Below are 15689 nucleotides of genomic sequence, written 5' to 3' on the forward strand. Positions count from 1 at the left end.
GGCTGGACTCTGCCGGCTTTACCTTCGGAATCGGCCTCCGGAACGACCCCCGACCCCGCCGCCGGATGTGGAACGGCTCCCCAGATACCAGGTGAAGTTAAGCATCACGTACTGGGTCAGCGACTCCACGCGCCGCTCCTGGATGAAGCCGGGCGAGTTCGTGTAGGTCACGCCCTGGTTCTGACCGAGCATGTCGAAGGCCACGAGCCGGATCTCGGCCCGGTCGTTCAGGATCATGCGCCGGATCGACGCCTCCCACAGCGCGACATTCCGTCCCGGCCCGAACAGGTCCTGATCGTAGAGGCGATAGTTGAACTCGGTCCCGAGGGTCCACGATCCCAGATAGACGTCGGCGCTCGCGTAGAGGGTGCTGTTGAGGTAGTCCTCGTTCAACTCCTCGTTCAACGAGTAGGTGACGTTGCTGAAGGAGAGCTTGGCGCCCGCGCGCGCGTCGAAATCTTCCTTGGCGCGGTTCTCGAGTTCGATCCCGACCGTATGCCCCAGCGTCTGATTCCGGTTCTCGACCTGGTTCACGAACTCGGTCGAACTGGAGTAGGAGAGGCGGTAGTTCAGGTCCAGCTGTGCGCCCATCCAGCGCAGTGGAGTGCCGAAGCTCGCACCGCCGGAGGCCGACAACGACTGCCCGAGGTTCACGGGCGAGATCGTCTGGACGCCACGCTCCGTCACCGTTCGAGACTGCGAGATGTCGTTCGTCGTGTAGCTGACGTTCGCGAAGGTGAACAGGTTGACGAAGCTGAACGTGTCGAAGAAGCGATACTCGCCGCGCAGACGGTGCGTGTACTCCGGCCGAAGGTCCGGATTCCCCATCCTGATCCGGAGCGGGTCCCGGTTGTCCACGAAAGGCTGGAGATCGGTCATGCGCGGTTCGCGCGTGGACGTAGAGTACCGGAAGTTGACGGTGCGCGTGTCACTCACCTGCAAGCGATAGTCCGCGTTGGGCAGGATGTGCGTGTACCCGTTGGCGATCGTCTCGTCGCGGTCGAGGATCGTTCCGTGCAGGTCCGAATTCTGGACCCGCAAGCCGAGCACCAGCCGCCCGGCCTCGCTCGTGCGGTTGAACCGGAAGCCTCCGCGCAAATAGCTGTAGCTTCTCTCAAAGCCCGAACTGAGCAGGTCGTTCGGCGTCCGCCCCGTCGGTCCGATATCGAACACCGACTGGTCCTCGTCCTCGGCCGTCGCGCTCCGCTCCCCGTAGATCTCGAGCACCGCCCGTTCGGCCAGCGGCTGCGTCATCGAGAGCCGCACGGAATGCGTGAGCGTCTGTCCGGTGTTCGTCTGTTCCTGGAAGAGGTCACCCGACTGCGCGCGGGAATTGCGCTGCGTGCCCTCGACAATCGACGCCAGATCCGTGAACCGATCCGAATCGCTGAGGTTGACCCGGGCCTCGGCGACCAGACTCTGCCCGTTGTCGTTGAGACGCTTTCGCCAGGTCAGCCGGGCGTTGCCGCCCAGATTGCTGTTGTCCACCTCATAGTCGGTGGACGCGGTGGTCTGAAACTGTCCCGTCCCGGAGCGGGTGTCCTGGAAATCGACCCGGTCCATGAGGGAGTTGCGCGCGTTGAGGTTCCCGCGCACGCGGAGATCGTGTCCTTCCGAGAAGGTGAACTGGGAATTGAGGTTGACGCGGTGCGAGGCGTTGTCCGTCTCCGTGCGGGTGGCACGATCCACGAGAGAGGACACGTCGGTGCCGAGAAGCTGTTCCTGCCTGCGCGTCTCGTTCTGGAAGTTGTCCACCGTACTGAGGAAGTAGCTCGTCCGGACCCAGTTGTCCTCGCCGAAATCGCGGCTGGCGTTCAGTCCCAGAGCCACCGTTTCGGTGAGGCCGTCATCACGTCCGCCCACGAAGTCGCCCCCGCCCCCGCGAAGAATGTCCATGCCGCCCGTAAAGGAAATCACATCTCCCCAGCCGAACCCGGCCTGGTTCACGTTGTTGGCGTTTCCGATGAGGGCGAGTTGTGTGGTGGGGGAGAAACGATTGAGCGTGAGCGCGCCGGCGTACGGCAAGCCGGTTCCGGGCGCCGCGCCGGGATCGCCCGGAAGACGTGCGGCGACGGATTCGCCGAATCCGGGGGACACCGGCGTGCCCTGCATATCGGCTCCGAGTCCGCCGGCCATGCGCCCGAAGTAGCCTGTCCGCGCCTCTTCCTTGAGCTCGAGGTTGATGGTTCGTTCCTCTTCGCCGTCCGCGATGCCGGTGAACTCGGCCATGTCCGATTCTTTGTCGTAAATCTGCACGCGGTCCACGGCCTCCGCGGGAAGGTTCCGGGTCGCGATCTTGGGGTCGCTTCCGAAGAACTCCCTCCCGTCCACGAGGACATTCTCGACATCCTCTCCCTGCGCCTTGATCGATCCGTCCGTCTCGACTTCGACGCCGGGCAGCTGGCGCAGCAAGTCTTCCACCGTCGCGTTGGGCCGTGTCCGGAAGGCTCCGGCGTTGTAGCCGAGGGTGTCCCGACGGTTGAGGAACGGGACGTGATCGAGGGTGATGACGAGGGGGTCCATCTCGACGGCCATCACCTCCAACTGGATGGTGCCGACGTTCACATTCTCGCCGGTGACCGTGAGATCCTGACGAATCGTACCGTGGCCGATGAGCGTGACCTGCAGGACATATTCGCCGGGGCGCAGGTTGCCCAGGACGAAGACGCCCTCGCCGTTCGTGGTGGTGAAGCGGGTCAGCACGGAGTCAGGCTTGGCCAGCGCCACGACCATGGCTCCGTTCAGACCCGCACCCGCGGTGTCGGCCACCACGCCGCTCACGGCGAAATCGGACTGCGCGAGCGCGGCGTCCGGCCGGGCCGCTCCGATCAGGGCCAGCACCGCGAGCGGAGCGAGGACCGAGGACCGCCTCATCGGAACGACCTCTCAAAAGGGGGCCTCCGTCGTCCGGCCCCGCGTACGCTTCTCACTTCCTCCAGCTTCTCCGCCACGATCGCCTCGTACTCGTCGCGCGTCACCATTTCACCGTCCCGGGGCGGCACGATCTCGTCGTCTCCCAATCCCGTCAGGTCGATTTCGGTCGCGGAAAACACCATGTGTCCGCGGTCCTGTGACAGCACGAGAATCAGCCCCGGGAGTCCGCCGAAGTTGCCCGGCCCGGCCGGAACCGGGATCTGCGGTGTGAACCAGGCTTCGATCTCGGCCCCTTCGTGGACGGTCGTGGCCTTCTGCACCATGTAGCCGAGGAACTCGTTCTGTTCCGTCCCGAGTTTCCACCGGTACGCGGGCCGCTCGCCGGAAATCAGGAAGGTGCGGCCCATGAACTCGCGCGTTTCGGAGATCGTTCCGCTCTCGAAGTCCACGTAGGCCTGGAGCATATTCTCCTGATCGCTCCGTGAGGCCGACTGCCTCATGAGCCGAAGCGCCATCCCCAGCGCGCGTCGATTCGGCTGGTCGGAACCGCCCCTTGCAGGCTGCTCTTCGTCCTCCTCGGGGATCGGCGCCATGACGGATCGCGACCCGTCGAAGAGCAGGACCATCGAGGTCGTGCTCTGCGCCGGCATCCGGTCGCGCAACTCCGCCCACCGCTCCGGCACATGGAAGTCGTACTGCACGGAGCGGAGGAAGTGGATCCGACCCTCCTGGGCGCGGATCGTCCCGGGAACGAAGAGAAAGGCGAGCGGGAGGGCCGCCGGGAGAAAGAGATTGATTCGTCGTCGCGTCTTCATGGAATCTCGGCTGTCGATCCGTGCGCCGAGGTTGCGGTCATCCGCGCGACTGTGCTCCCGGCGTGTTCTGTTAGATGGGACACACGGGGCTGCGGCCGCGTTGTACCTTGAACCGCCCGGGCCTCGTGGTCAGGACCAGAGCGTCGAGATGGGAGCGGCGGGCGCTAGGCTTGGGGGGTGTCGATCAGCACTCGCCGGACATCCCGGCCCAGGACGAGCCGGACGCGGATGAAGAGCAGGACGGCCACCGCGGCAAGTCCCGCGGCCAGACCCCACCACAGCCCGCGCGGGCCGAGACCGGCACGGAAGGCGAGCAGGATGCTCACCGGCAGGCCGATGAGCCAGAAGCCGAGAAGGTTGAACAGGAACGGCGAGAGCGTGTCCCCGGCACCCCGCAGGATGCCGGCGGCGACAGTCTGGAGCCCGTCGGCGACCTGAAAGACCCCGGCGATCGGGATGAGGGCGGCCGCGATGGCGAGTACGGTCGCATCGTGCGAGTAGAGACCCGCCCAGAACCCCGGGACGGCCAGAAAAGCACCCGCCGTCACGAACATGAAGCAACCGCTGAGGACGATGCCGGTGCCGGCGGCGCGTCGGGCTCCCGCCATGTTGTTCCGTCCGACGGCCTGACCGACCTGCACGGCGCACGCCGCGCCGATCCCGAGCGGCACCATGAACGTCAGCGCCGCGAGGTTCAGTGCGACCTGATGGCCGGCCATGGCCGAAGTCCCCAGCAGGCCCATCAGAAAACCGATGGCTCCGAAGGCCCCGAACTCGAGTTGCTGCTGGAAGCCGATCGGGGTCCCCAGCCGCGCCATGCGCAGGAGAGCCCGCCGATCGAGAGCCTCTCGTCTGAATCGGTTCAGATAGGGACGCATGGAGGGCCAGGAAAGCGCCAGCAGCGCCACCGCCATGCACCAGCGGGCCAGACTCGACCCCCACGCCGACCCCACGGCTCCGAGCTGCGGAACGCCGAGGTTCCCGTATATCAGCACCCAGTTGAGGAAGGCGTTCAGTACGTTCGCGCCCGCGATCGTCCAGACGATCGGCGCCACTTTCCCCATGGCCTGCAAGCTCTGGCGCAGCACTACGAAGGCGAAGAACGGGAACATCCCGAGGATCGATCCGATCGCGTAGCCGCCGGCCACCGGGACGACATCCGGAGGTTGCCGCAGAAGCCGGAAGACCCAGGCCCCGGGAAGGAGAAGGAGCGACGCGATCACCGTGAGGAAAAGCGTGATGATGAGCGCTCGCTGGATCCCCCGCGCCGCGGCTTCATGGTCTCCCGCACCCACGCCCTGCGCCACGATGGGGTCGAGCACCATCAGCATGCCGATCCCGAAGATGGCGATCTGGAAGAAGTAGATGTTCCCCAGGCCGACCGCGGCGAGATCCGTCGCGGACAGGTGGCCGACCATCAGCGTGTCCACCACGCCCAGCATCATGATGCCGACCTGGACGGTCACGATGGGAAGGGCCAGGCGCAACATCCGAGCCAGGTCCGAGCGACGGGGGACGAGATTCATCGCGCAATCCTTTGCTCCCGACGTCCGGCTTGGCAAATCCGTTGCCCGTCCGAGGCGCCGCGGGTAGACTCCGCCCCTCTCAAGAAAAGGGGGACGAGATCGAGATTCTCACGTTCGCCGGCGGCCCATTCGTCCAGAACACCATTCTCGTGGCCTGTGACGATGGCCGCACCGGGCTCCTGGTCGACCCCGGGGCCGCGACCCCTGCCGCCCTGGCCGCGGCACGCGACCGGAAGCTGGACATCGCGGCGCTACTGGTGACCCACGCGCATGTCGATCATGTCGACGGCGTTGCGCTGGCCAAGGCAGAGACGAGTGCGCCGATCCATCTCCATCCGCTGGACCGGCCCATCTACGACAACGTGTCGGAGTGGGCCACGTTCTTCGGGGTGCCGTGCGAACAGCCGCCGCCTCCCGACGCCGATCTCGTCCCGGGCGTGAACGTCGCCTTCGGAGAGTCCGAGTTCGAGGTGGTCTTCGCCCCCGGCCACGCGCCCGGCCACGTCATGTTCGTGTCCACCTCGGAACCCGTGGCGATCGTGGGGGACGTGATCTTCCGCGGCTCGATCGGACGGACGGATCTTCCGAGCGCGAACTACGGCGTACTCATGGAATCGATCCGTTCACAGGTCTTGACGCTCCCGAGCGAGACCGTGCTCTACCCGGGGCACGGCCCCGAAACCACCGTGGGGCTGGAGCGCGGCACCAACCCCTTCCTCCTTCACCTCAACGGCGGCCGCGGGGCCTAGCGGTCCCGACGGCTAGCGGTTGTTGGTGGCCACGGGATCGAAAGCCTTCAGCACCTCGCGCGTCAGGTCCCACTGACTGAACCCCTGTCGGCCGTAGTCGAGGCCGCGGCGGACGATGACCAGATCGTGCGAGGGGACCACGACCACGTACTGGCCGCGGTTGCCCGCCGTCGAGTAGGCGTCCGCGGGCACGTCCGTGCGGCTGTCGGGGACGAGCCACCACTGGCCGCCGTAGAAGTTGCCGGTCTCCGATGTCGCGGGGGCCGGGGTCCGCACGAACTCGATCCACTCCTCGGACAGCAGCCGCTCGTCCTTCCACATCCCCTTCTGCTGGTACAGCATCCCGAACCGGGCCAGATCCCGGGCCGTCGTGTAGACCTGGCTGCTGAGGATGAAGTCGCCGAAGCGATCGGTGCTGAGGAACGTGTTGCGCATGCCGATCCTGTCCAGAAGGCGGTCCCGCGGGAACTCGAGGTAGGCCTGCGGGTCGCCGATCACCTGCTTCATGGCGTACACACCGAGCAGCGTGTCGTAGTTCTCGTAGTCCCAGAAGCTTCCCGGCTCGCGCATCAGCGAGCGGTTGCGCGCCCCGTGGACCGAACTCGCGCCCGCCCAGTAGGAGAAGCCGGAGCCGGTCGAGTACTCCATGCCCCAGCTGTCCACGGGATAGAGCCCGCTGGACATGTTGAGCACGTTGCGGAGAGTGATGTGGCGGCGCGGATCCGTCTCGGGCGAGCCCGCGCCCTCGGGAAGCCAGTTGAACGGGAGCGGCTCGTCGAGTGCGAGCCTGCCCTCGTCCACGAGCATGCCGATGAGCGTCGACGCGATGCTCTTGGCCGTCGACCACGTCCTCGTCTTCGTGAACCTGTTCACGCCGGGGGCGTAGCGCTCATGGAGGATGCGGCCGTCCTGCACGACCATGAGGCTGAGCGTCACCTGCTCGGCCGATTCGCGCTCGAAGGCCCAGTCGGAGGCGGCCTCCAGGGCGACCGGGTCGACGCCCGGCGGGAGTCCCCGGTCCTCGACGACGTCACCGTCCGGCCACGCCATCGTGGAAGCGTCGCCCGCCAGCGGCGGGGCCGTCTGGATCGGCAGATCGTCGATGTCATCGAAGGTCTGGTCCGGCGACATGATCACGCACCCGATCCCCTCGCGGAACGCGGCCCGCATCACCGGGACCGCGCCGGGAGCCCCGATCGCGACCGCCTTCCTCTCCCAGTCGACGACGTAGTCGCCGCCCTCCGCCGTACCGACCGGATTCTGCAGGTAGGCCAGTTCCTGATCGAAGACCTGCTCCGGCGTCCGGTCTCCGGTGAAGAGACCGTTGCACTGGAGGATGGCCTGGACGCCCCGCTGGATCATCTCCCGCTGGGGCGCGAAGTAGTCGTAGGAGTGGCCCTGCTGGGCCTGGACGGTGGCGGGCGGGAGCAGGACGAGCGCGATGGCCGCGGCGGTGAGGCGTTTCATGACTTCCCCCGAAGGCTGGACGAGATGCGTTGGAACCGTCCCAACATGCGCCGCCTCCACCGGTCTGGCCAAGGGTACGTCGGAAGCTCGCGCGATCGGGGCACCGCGAATATCGTGTCCCCGTGATCGACCAGATACTCTACGGCTGCATTGCGCTCATCGCGCTCACGAACCCGCTCGCCGAGCTGCCCTTCTTCTTCGCGGCAACGGACGGTTTCTCTCGCGCCGAACTGCGCCGCGCGGCGGTCAAGGTCGCGTTCGGGGTTCTCATCGTGCTCAGTGTCTCGGCGGTCGCAGGCGCGCGCATCCTGGGCCTCTTCGACGTGAGCTTCGCCGCGTTCCGGGCGGCCGGCGGCCTCGTCATCATCCTCGCGGCGCTCGAGATGCTCCGCGGTGCAGGGTTCGGGATCACCGGTGTGCGTCGCGCCCCCGGCGAGACGGAAGACCACCTCTGGGTTCCTCTGGTCATGCCACTGATCGCGGGGCCGGCGGCGATCACCGCGGTGATCACGTTGGCCCTCGAGGAACCCGGCGTGCTGATCGTGGTTCCCGTGGCCACGCTGATCGCGGTGTTCGTGGCAGCCGTGGGCGTGCTCGCGGTGCTCCTCGCCGCCAGCTTTCTGTCGAACGCGCTCAGCCGGCGGGCGGTCCGGATCTTCGAGCGCTTCTCGGGCCTGATTCTGCTCGCGATCGGCTGCCAGATGGCCCTCGGCGGCATCCAGGAGTTCTTCATGCGGGCGCCGCAATGACGCCGCTCGGACCCGGGGAGAGTCGGAGGAGGACGGGCTCGTTCCGCCGGAGCGGAACGAGCTTCATCCACCCCCTAGCTGTGGTTAGTTGATGTTGTTGGAGAACGCCTCGTCCACCGGGACGACGGGGTCGGCCACGGAGTTCGGGTCCGCTGGCTGACCGTCGATCTCGACCCAGTCGAACAGGCAGGCTACGCCGACAGCACCTTCCGCCGACCGTCCGGCCAGCCAGACGGATGCAATGGCTGTGGGCAGCCAATCGGCGACAACGCCCCCGAAGAGGAGCGCCCCCCCCGCCTCGGCACGGTATTGTCCGCGGTTGAACACGAGCGCGATCTCGGTGAGTTCACCCGGCTCGTCGTCGATGGCCTCGGACATACCGGACCTCAGAACCGTCCAGGATCGCTCGGCCATGTCGAAAACCCCGAACCAGTAGTTCACGGCTTTCTCGTCCAGCTCGACCGGTCCGATGTCGAGTCGATACAAGGAGAATCGGGCATCGGTCGTCCGCAGGAACAGCACCGGCGTCACACCCTCATCCTCCCGCCCCATGCGCACCGCCACTCTCCAATCTGAATCGAGCGGCGCGACGAGGTCGCGTCCTACCCGGCCTACTTGGCCCCTGGAGCGATTGGTCACCCGCAGCCCCCCGTCCGCGGTCGCGTCCGCCTGCGAGACGGCCCACTTCGAAAGGCTGCTCTTCGATCCGAACTCCTCCCGGGAGACCGCCGAGGCTGCCCCGACCGTCACCTGGATGATCTGGGTCGCCTGCAATCCGTCGGCATCGGTTCCCGTCACGGTCACCGTCGCCATGCCATCCATGACGCCCGCAATGGCCACCCTGCTGCCAGTCGCCTGCGCTGTAACGACGCTGACGTCCGACGACCCCACGCTAAAGATCAGCGGGTCGCCGTCCGGATCCACGAAGAACGGGGACACATCCACTTCGACTTCGGTTCCCACGCTGACAAGCTGGGGCTGGATCTCATCGCGGGCCTCGGGGGCCCGGTTGGGCCCGGCCGCAGGACCGGGAATGGTGATCGAATCCTTGCAGGCAGCCGCCCCGAGGAGCGCCAAGGTGGTGACGGGGATCAGCAAGAGCCCCGCAAGACTATGTCGACGCCCCGGCGAGGGCGCGAAAATGCGTGTTGCTTTCATCTTTGACTCCCGAATAGGGGTTGCGGGAGGGCCGGGGAAGCATCCCCGGCTGCCCATCACTCACGCAGTCGAGCGCGAGTGACAACGCTTACCACCCCTGGGGTCCGTGGGTTCCCGGGTCCCATTGTTCCCGTGGTGCCCGGGATGAGCGTGCGGCGAGGCCGCTCGAAAGGGGGAGTCTGCCCGGACGTCAGCACCAGCCAGGATCGCTGGGCCATGTCAAAGACGCCGAACCAGTAATTCGCGGGTTCGTTGTTGACCACGGCCGGTCCGATGTCCAGTCGATACAGAGGGAATCGAGCATCGGTCGTCCTCAGGAACAGTACCGGCGTCACGCCCTCATCCGCCCGCCCCATCCGAACGGACACCCTCCAGTTCGAGCGGAGCGGAGCAACGAGGTCGTGTACGACCCGCCCCACTTCTTCCGCGGCGAGTGAGTGTCTTACCGGGCTTGAGGTCCGCGTGTTCCGGAGTCCGGGTGGCGTCGACTAGCGAACGATGTCGACGGTGATGTTCTCGCCGAAGTGCGCGCCGAGGTCGCTGAGGAAGAGCGAAGCCGAGGTGTGGTGGCCCATGATGTAGCGGCTCACGAAGCGGAAGATGGGGCTGTAAACCTCCCCCTCCTCGGTGATCGTCACGGTGGCACCGGCCGCGGTGGGTTCGATCTCGTAGATCCAGCGTCCGCCGAAGGGCAGTCCCTCCGAAAGGATCGTCGTCACGAGCCGGACGGGGGGCGCGCTCTCGGTCAGCTCCATGGGGAGCGGGCCCGTGGCTCCGAGTTCGACCCAGGCCTGCTTCCCGTCCCGAGCCGGTAGTTCCTCGACGCGTTCGACGGAGGGACGCCACTCCGGGTGCGCGCGGTAATCGGTGATGGTCGCGAAGATCTGCTCGGGAGACGCGGCGAACTCGGCGTGTACGGCCGCGACGTGGTCCTGTGGCAGGGAGAGTCCGACGCCGTAGACGATGCCGAACGCGGCCACGATGACGACCAGCATGCCGATGACAATGCGCTTCATGGGGTCGCTCCTCTTCCGTCGTAGCGCTCTCCGCGGAGGATGGGCAACGTCAGACAGGTCGGACCCCCTTCACACGGAAGACACAATGCGTCCGCGTGAAAGAGGGTGATTTCGCAACCCGCGTCCCGCATGAGCCTCGCCGTCCGCGGGAATCCATCGATGGCGATGCAGCGACGCGGGGCTGCCGCGAGCACGTTCAGGTTCAATCCGCCGGACGCCGCGAACTCCTCGTCGTCCGACTCCAGGCACCGGATGCCGCGTTCGCGCATCAATCCATGAAGCGCGACGGGGAAGAGACGCGGATAGACCAGCGCCAGGTCTCGGTCCAGCGGGCTCACCAGCGACAGGAGGTGGAGGCAGGCGGTGCTTCCGTTCCACATCGGCAGGTCGAACGCGTGGAGTTCGATCCCGAGCGGCGACAGGATCGCGCGAAGCTGGTCGATGCCCGCCTGGTTGGTGCGGAAGCCGCGCCCCACGGCGAGCGTGTGCTCGTCGATCCACATCAGGTCGCCGCCTTCCGCCGTTCCCGGCGCCGTGATCGTGCCGATGACCGGTGCGCCGAGCCTCGTGTAGAGCGCTGCGTGGAGCTTGACTTCCGGACGCCGAAGCGGCTTCCCGGGGCGGAGCAGGATCGCGCCGCCGGGGGTCATGAAGGACGCATCGAACGTGAACATCGAGTCGGCGAGTCCGTCGTCCGTCGCCCCATCGAGCCACTCGATCGCCGCCCCGGCCTCCGCGACGTATCCCGCGAACGCGTCGTACTGACGCGCCATCCGGTCGGGCTCGAGCGGCCTCGCGTAGTGCCAGAGCGCCGGGTCGGCTTCCAGCGTCGCCCTGCCCGGGCGGCGCATCGCCACCCGCCGAAGTGGAGCCACCATGCTCGCGACGCCGAAACTCGCGGCGCCAGCGGCCTCAACGCGCTGCGGGTGGCGTCCCGTTTCCAGCGTCATGCGCGCTCCCCTGTGAGCGGATCGGCTGCCGGGCTTCTGGCCCAAGTTACCCTGCCGCCGGTAGCTTCGCTGGCCTCGAGGCCCCGATCCGGAACCGCCGAGAAGGACTCTCAGCCCCTTGGACGAAAAGCGATTTCGCACCGCCGTCACGTTCTCCAGGTACCTGGAGACGGTCGAGAAAAACCGGGAGCGATGGCTCAGCCTCGCCCGCCGCGCCGTCGTGGACGAGCCGACGTTGACCCGCGCCCGCGCCATCTCGGGGATGTGGCATGTCCTCGCCCTTACCGAGGACTGGTGCGGCGACGCGATCAACACATTGCCGGTGTTCGATCGACTGGCCGGACTGGTCGAGAACATCGAACTGCGGGTGCTTCTCCGTGATGAGAATCCGGATCTCATGGACGCCCATCTCACGAACGGGAAGAGCCGCTCGATCCCTGTCCTCATCGTCTATGACGCGGAGTTCGAGGAACGCGGGTGGTGGGGCCCCCGGCCCGCTCCGATTCAGGAATGGTTCATGACCGAGGGCATGAAGCTGGACGTGAAGGATCGCTACCGCGAAGTCCGCCGCTACTACGCACGGGACGAAGGCCGCACGACCCTCGACGAGTTCCTCTCGCTCCTGGAGGGGGCCGCCGCCTGAGACGCGGCTGCTAGCCCGGTTCGGACTCGGACGTTCGCACCCGCATGAGGACGAACACGGGGACCCCGGCGACGAGGAGCAGGAACCCCCAGAACACCGTCTCCTGCCCCGCCCCCGCGATCGCCCACAGTGAGAATCCGAACGCCAGGACGCTCACGGCCATGCGCCCGAGCGGCGCCGCAACCGTCGTCGTACCGGTCGAGGCGAAGCGTTCGCGGAGGGCGAAGAGCAGCCCGGTCGCGCTGGCGAACACGTAGGCCAGCAGCGTCGACAGCGTAGAGAGCAGGATGAGGAAGGTGAAGGCCTGCACGAGGCCGCGCGTGTAGTTCATTGCGATGAGGACGGTGGCGACGGCCCCCGCGAAGATGAGCCCGAACGTCGGTGTGTCGCGTGGGCTGAGCCTCCCGAAGGCCGCGGGGAGGAGGCCGTCGAGCGCCGCGGCTCTCGGAAGCTGTCCGGAGATCAGGATCCAGCCGTTGAGCGCCCCGAAACAGGCGATCGTGGCGCCCGCGCCGATCACCCAGCGGCCCGCGTCGCCCCAGATCGATCCGGCCGCATCGGCGAAGGGCGCCGTGGACACCGCGAGTTCCGCCGGAGCGATGATCCCCATCACCGCGAAGGTGCTCACGATGAAGATCGCCGCGGCGATCACGGTGCCGAGGATGGTGGCTCGCGGGATGGTGCGGGCCGGGTCCCGGACATCGGCGGCGGGGACGGTGGCGGCCTCGAGTCCCATGAAGGCCCATAGCGTGAGGGTGACCGTGGCCGTGACGGCGGCGAGGGGACTGCCTCCCGACGCGTTGAAGGGTCGAAAATGGCCGGCCCGGAAATACAGGAAGCCGATCGTCCCGATCGCGGCGAGCGGCAGCAGCTTCAGCACGGTCGTGACGAGTTGCACCTGCCCCGCGGTCCGGACCCCCTGGACGTTGACGAGCACCAGACCCCAGAGAACGACGAGCGCCGCGACCGCTCCCGCGACAGGCGAGTCGCCCAGCCCGGGCCAGAAGACGGTCGAGTAGCTCACGGTCGCCACGGCGAGCGCCGCATTGGCCGTGAGCAGAGAGATCCAGTAGGCCCACGCGACCCAGAATCCGATGAAGTCGCCGAACCCCTCCCGCGCGAAGGCGTAGGGACCTCCGACCCTCGGGATCAACGCACCCAGCCGCGCCATCACGAGCGCCAGACACATGGCGCCGCCCGCGCTCACCAGCCAGCCGAGGATGCTGATGCCGCCGTAGGAGGCGAGAGAGGCGGGCAGCAGGAACACGCCCGAGCCCACCATGCTCCCGACGACGAGGGCCGTAGACATCCACAGCCCGAGCGCGGGTCTCCGCGTCATCCCGCGCTCGGCGCCGGCGCCAGGTCATGCAAAGGGCTGCTAGCGGTTCCCCCGATAGCTGCGCACAGGCGGGAGCCGGGCCCCGGTCCCGCCGGGCGGCTCCATCTCCGCCACGACCGAGAGCCGCAGCGTGCCGATCCCTTCGATCGAGGCCGAGACCACCTCGCCGGGCTGCAGGAACCGCGTCTCACCGCGGACCGCGGTGCCCATGCCGACGCCGCCCGAGGTGCCGTTGTTGACCACATCCCCCGGGTACAGGGTCGCGATCGAGGAACCGTACTCGATCAGTTCCCACAGCGTGTGGATCATGTCCCCCGCGGTCGCCTCCTGCATGCGCTCCTCACCGACGTCCAGCGTCTGGCGCAGCCTCTCCATCGGGTCGCCGTAGAACTCCTTCGGGATGATCCACGGACCCATCGGCGCGAACGTGTCGTGACCCTTCCCGACGAACCAGTCGGAGGTCATGGGATTGCCTCCGGGCGGCCGTCCGCCGCGGTCGGAGACATCGATCGTCACCGTATACCCGAACACATGATCCTGGGCGTTCTCGGCGGAGACATACTTGGCGCTGCGCCCGATCACGACGCCGAGTTCCACCTCCCAGTCCGTGCGGTCCCGGCCGAAGGGGATCACGATCTGGTCGCCGCCACCGATCACCGCGCCGCGCGACGGCTTGAGGAAGAGGTAGGGGACGCCGCGGTTCTCACGCCGCTGGCGGCGGGCTTCGCGTCTCTCCTCCTCGCCGCCCGCCTCGTTGACGTGGCTGTAGAAGTTGACCGCCGCGTTCAGGATCTTGCCCGGGTACATGATGGGCGGAAGGGTCCGCACGTCCTCGAGATCGTGGACGAAATCGGCCCTTCCGCTCCCCGTCAGCCGGCCGCGGCCCACGAGGTCGTTCACGATCTCATACAGGCGGAGCCGAACCCCGTACTCGTAGCGGCCGATGAGGTCGAGCATGTCGGAGGGCGCCGGAACCCGTGGATAGGCGGGATCTCGCTCGAGGGCCTGGTTCGCCTGCTCGATGTCGACGACGAGGGCGTCGTGCAGCACGAGGGCGACACGCGGAACGCCGGCGATCTCGAACGTCCCCACCTTGAACGGCTCCGCGATCTGGATCTCCGGCCCCCGCTGGGCCGAGAGAGGAGCGGAGGAAACGAGGGCCGCGGCCGCCACAAGGACGAGGGCCGCTCGAGTCCTGGCCGAAGCGGCCGAAGTGGTCTGTCTCATCTGCCGGGGTCCCTCCTGTAGGTGCTCGCGGGAGGCAGTCGGACGCCCATTGGGCCGAACGGCGCCGTCCCCGCCACTACCGGGAGCTGGAGTGTACCGATCCCGTCAATGGTAGCGGTCACGACCTCGCCCGGTTGCAGGAATCGCGTCTCCCCGCGGACCGCGGTGCCCTCGCCGACGCCGCCCGAGGTGCCGTTGTTGATCACGTCGCCCGGGAAGAGGGTCACGATCGATGAGGCGTACTCGACCAGCTCCCAAAGCGAGTGGATCATGTCGCCCGCCGTGGCCTCCTGCATGCGTTCTTCGCCGATGTCCAGCGTCTGCCGGAGCATCTCCATCGGGTCGCCGTAGAACTCCTTCGGGATGATCCACGGGCCCATCGGCGCGAAGGTGTCGTGCCCCTTCTCGACCAGCCAGTCCGAAACCGTGGGGTTGCCGCCCGGCGGTCGCCCGCCCCGGTCGGACACATCGATGGTCACGGTGTATCCGAATATGTGGTCCGGGGCGTCCTCCGCGGAGACGTACTTCGTCGCCCGCCCGATGACCGTGCCGAGTTCCACCTCCCAGTCGGTCCGGTCGCGGCCGAAGGGAACGACGATCCGGTCGCTGGCCCCGATCACCACGCCGCGCGACGGCTTGAGGTACAGGTAGGGCACGCCCCGGTTCTCCCGGCGCTGCCGGCGAGCTTCGCGTCTCTCCGCCCCGGTGCCCGTCTCGGCGACGCGGCTGTAGAAGTTGGTCGCCGCGTTCAGGATCTTGCCCGGATACATGATGGGCGGGAGGATCCGCACTTCCTCTACGTCGTGGACGAATTCCGCCCTGCCGGGTCCGGTCAGGCGCCCGTTGGCCACGAGGCCGTTGACGATCTCATACAGGCGGAGCCGAACCCCGTACTCGTAGCGGCCGATGAGGTCGAGCATGTCGACGGGCGCCGGAACCCGTGGATAGGCGGGATCTCGCTCGAGTTCCGCGTTCGCCGCCGCGATGTCCACGATGAAGTGGTCGCGCAGCACGAGTCCGACGGTCCGGAGGCCCCGGACCTCGAACGTCCCCACCTTGAAGGGTTCCGTGATCGGGACATCCGGCTCGCCCTGAGCCGTGAGGGACGCAGCGGAGGAGAGGCCCGCGATCAAGACAGCTACGAGCGCGCATCCGATCCGCGTTCGTACGAGCAGT

The 15689-nt window shown here is 67.3% G+C and carries 13 protein-coding genes; 3 read left to right on the forward strand and 10 right to left on the reverse strand.

Features of this window, described 5'->3' with window-relative positions:
• Window positions 1-18: 18 nt before the first annotated feature.
• The 3 genes from ACN9M6_RS10885 to ACN9M6_RS10895 all read right to left on the reverse strand — a co-directional run bounded on the left by ACN9M6_RS10885 (window position 19) and on the right by ACN9M6_RS10895 (window position 5215).
• Window positions 19-2874, reverse strand: coding sequence for an outer membrane beta-barrel family protein (locus ACN9M6_RS10885; RefSeq protein ID WP_419162934.1), 2856 nt, complete (start codon window positions 2872-2874; stop codon window positions 19-21).
• Entirely contained in the window at window positions 2871-3689 is an 819-nt protein-coding gene (locus ACN9M6_RS10890) for a GLPGLI family protein (RefSeq protein ID WP_419162935.1), read from the reverse strand. Before ACN9M6_RS10890 ends, ACN9M6_RS10885 begins: the two co-directional genes overlap by 4 nt.
• Window positions 3690-3853: 164 nt before the next feature.
• Entirely contained in the window at window positions 3854-5215 is a 1362-nt protein-coding gene (locus ACN9M6_RS10895) for an MATE family efflux transporter (protein ID WP_419162936.1), read from the reverse strand.
• A 41-nt stretch (window positions 5216-5256) separates the two neighbouring features.
• Here ACN9M6_RS10895 and ACN9M6_RS10900 point away from each other — a divergent pair, with 41 nt between their 5' ends.
• The gene (locus tag ACN9M6_RS10900; protein ID WP_419162937.1) at window positions 5257-5964 is read left to right on the forward strand and encodes an MBL fold metallo-hydrolase; all 708 of its coding nucleotides are present in this window, start codon (window positions 5257-5259) and stop codon (window positions 5962-5964) included.
• A gap of 12 nt (window positions 5965-5976) precedes the next feature.
• On the opposite strand, the gene ACN9M6_RS10905 is transcribed toward ACN9M6_RS10900, so the two are convergent.
• On the reverse strand, window positions 5977-7431 hold the full coding sequence (locus ACN9M6_RS10905; RefSeq protein WP_419162938.1) for a serine hydrolase domain-containing protein: 1455 nt from the start codon (window positions 7429-7431) through the stop codon (window positions 5977-5979).
• Between the two features lie 122 nt (window positions 7432-7553).
• On the opposite strand from ACN9M6_RS10905, the gene ACN9M6_RS10910 reads away from it, so the two are divergent.
• Window positions 7554-8180: a MarC family protein gene (locus tag ACN9M6_RS10910; RefSeq protein WP_419162939.1), complete on the forward strand. Its 627-nt coding sequence runs from the start codon at window positions 7554-7556 to the stop codon at window positions 8178-8180.
• 84 nt (window positions 8181-8264) lie between these two features.
• Here ACN9M6_RS10910 and ACN9M6_RS10915 read toward each other — a convergent pair whose 3' ends face one another.
• The 3 genes from ACN9M6_RS10915 to ACN9M6_RS10925 all read right to left on the reverse strand — a co-directional run bounded on the left by ACN9M6_RS10915 (window position 8265) and on the right by ACN9M6_RS10925 (window position 11304).
• Window positions 8265-9338, reverse strand: a complete 1074-nt coding sequence (locus tag ACN9M6_RS10915; protein WP_419162940.1) for a hypothetical protein — start codon at window positions 9336-9338, stop codon at window positions 8265-8267.
• A 488-nt stretch (window positions 9339-9826) separates the two neighbouring features.
• The gene (locus ACN9M6_RS10920) at window positions 9827-10354 is read right to left on the reverse strand and encodes an SRPBCC family protein (RefSeq protein ID WP_419162941.1); all 528 of its coding nucleotides are present in this window, start codon (window positions 10352-10354) and stop codon (window positions 9827-9829) included.
• On the reverse strand, window positions 10351-11304 hold the full coding sequence (locus ACN9M6_RS10925; protein WP_419162942.1) for a dimethylarginine dimethylaminohydrolase family protein: 954 nt from the start codon (window positions 11302-11304) through the stop codon (window positions 10351-10353). The genes ACN9M6_RS10920 and ACN9M6_RS10925 overlap by 4 nt, the downstream gene beginning before the upstream one ends.
• Before the next feature lie 118 nt (window positions 11305-11422).
• On the opposite strand from ACN9M6_RS10925, the gene ACN9M6_RS10930 reads away from it, so the two are divergent.
• The gene (locus ACN9M6_RS10930; RefSeq protein WP_419162943.1) at window positions 11423-11947 is read left to right on the forward strand and encodes a thioredoxin family protein; all 525 of its coding nucleotides are present in this window, start codon (window positions 11423-11425) and stop codon (window positions 11945-11947) included.
• A gap of 10 nt (window positions 11948-11957) precedes the next feature.
• Here ACN9M6_RS10930 and ACN9M6_RS10935 read toward each other — a convergent pair whose 3' ends face one another.
• The 3 genes from ACN9M6_RS10935 to ACN9M6_RS10945 are packed head-to-tail and all read right to left on the reverse strand — an operon-like array spanning window position 11958 to window position 15646.
• On the reverse strand, window positions 11958-13286 hold the full coding sequence (locus ACN9M6_RS10935; protein WP_419162944.1) for an amino acid permease: 1329 nt from the start codon (window positions 13284-13286) through the stop codon (window positions 11958-11960).
• Window positions 13287-13325: 39 nt separating this feature from the next.
• The gene (locus ACN9M6_RS10940; RefSeq protein WP_419162945.1) at window positions 13326-14513 is read right to left on the reverse strand and encodes a fumarylacetoacetate hydrolase family protein; all 1188 of its coding nucleotides are present in this window, start codon (window positions 14511-14513) and stop codon (window positions 13326-13328) included.
• A complete protein-coding gene (locus tag ACN9M6_RS10945) occupies window positions 14510-15646 on the reverse strand; it encodes a fumarylacetoacetate hydrolase family protein (RefSeq protein WP_419162946.1) in 1137 nt (378 codons plus the stop codon). The genes ACN9M6_RS10940 and ACN9M6_RS10945 overlap by 4 nt, the downstream gene beginning before the upstream one ends.
• Window positions 15647-15689 lie beyond the last annotated feature (43 nt).

Source organism: Candidatus Palauibacter sp., assembly GCF_965197445.1.
In the GTDB taxonomy this organism is placed as follows: domain Bacteria; phylum Gemmatimonadota; class Gemmatimonadetes; order Palauibacterales; family Palauibacteraceae; genus Palauibacter.

Coding starts and splice junctions, on each gene's coding strand:
- ACN9M6_RS10890 (WP_419162935.1), bottom strand. CDS start 3,689: ATGAAGACGCGACGACGAATCAATCTCTTTCTCCCGGCGGCCCTCCCG.
- ACN9M6_RS10895 (WP_419162936.1), bottom strand. CDS start 5,215: ATGAATCTCGTCCCCCGTCGCTCGGACCTGGCTCGGATGTTGCGCCTG.
- ACN9M6_RS10885 (WP_419162934.1), bottom strand. CDS start 2,874: ATGAGGCGGTCCTCGGTCCTCGCTCCGCTCGCGGTGCTGGCCCTGATC.
- ACN9M6_RS10940 (WP_419162945.1), bottom strand. CDS start 14,513: ATGAGACAGACCACTTCGGCCGCTTCGGCCAGGACTCGAGCGGCCCTC.
- ACN9M6_RS10915 (WP_419162940.1), bottom strand. CDS start 9,338: ATGAAAGCAACACGCATTTTCGCGCCCTCGCCGGGGCGTCGACATAGT.
- ACN9M6_RS10920 (WP_419162941.1), bottom strand. CDS start 10,354: ATGAAGCGCATTGTCATCGGCATGCTGGTCGTCATCGTGGCCGCGTTC.
- ACN9M6_RS10935 (WP_419162944.1), bottom strand. CDS start 13,286: ATGACGCGGAGACCCGCGCTCGGGCTGTGGATGTCTACGGCCCTCGTC.
- ACN9M6_RS10925 (WP_419162942.1), bottom strand. CDS start 11,304: ATGACGCTGGAAACGGGACGCCACCCGCAGCGCGTTGAGGCCGCTGGC.
- ACN9M6_RS10905 (WP_419162938.1), bottom strand. CDS start 7,431: ATGAAACGCCTCACCGCCGCGGCCATCGCGCTCGTCCTGCTCCCGCCC.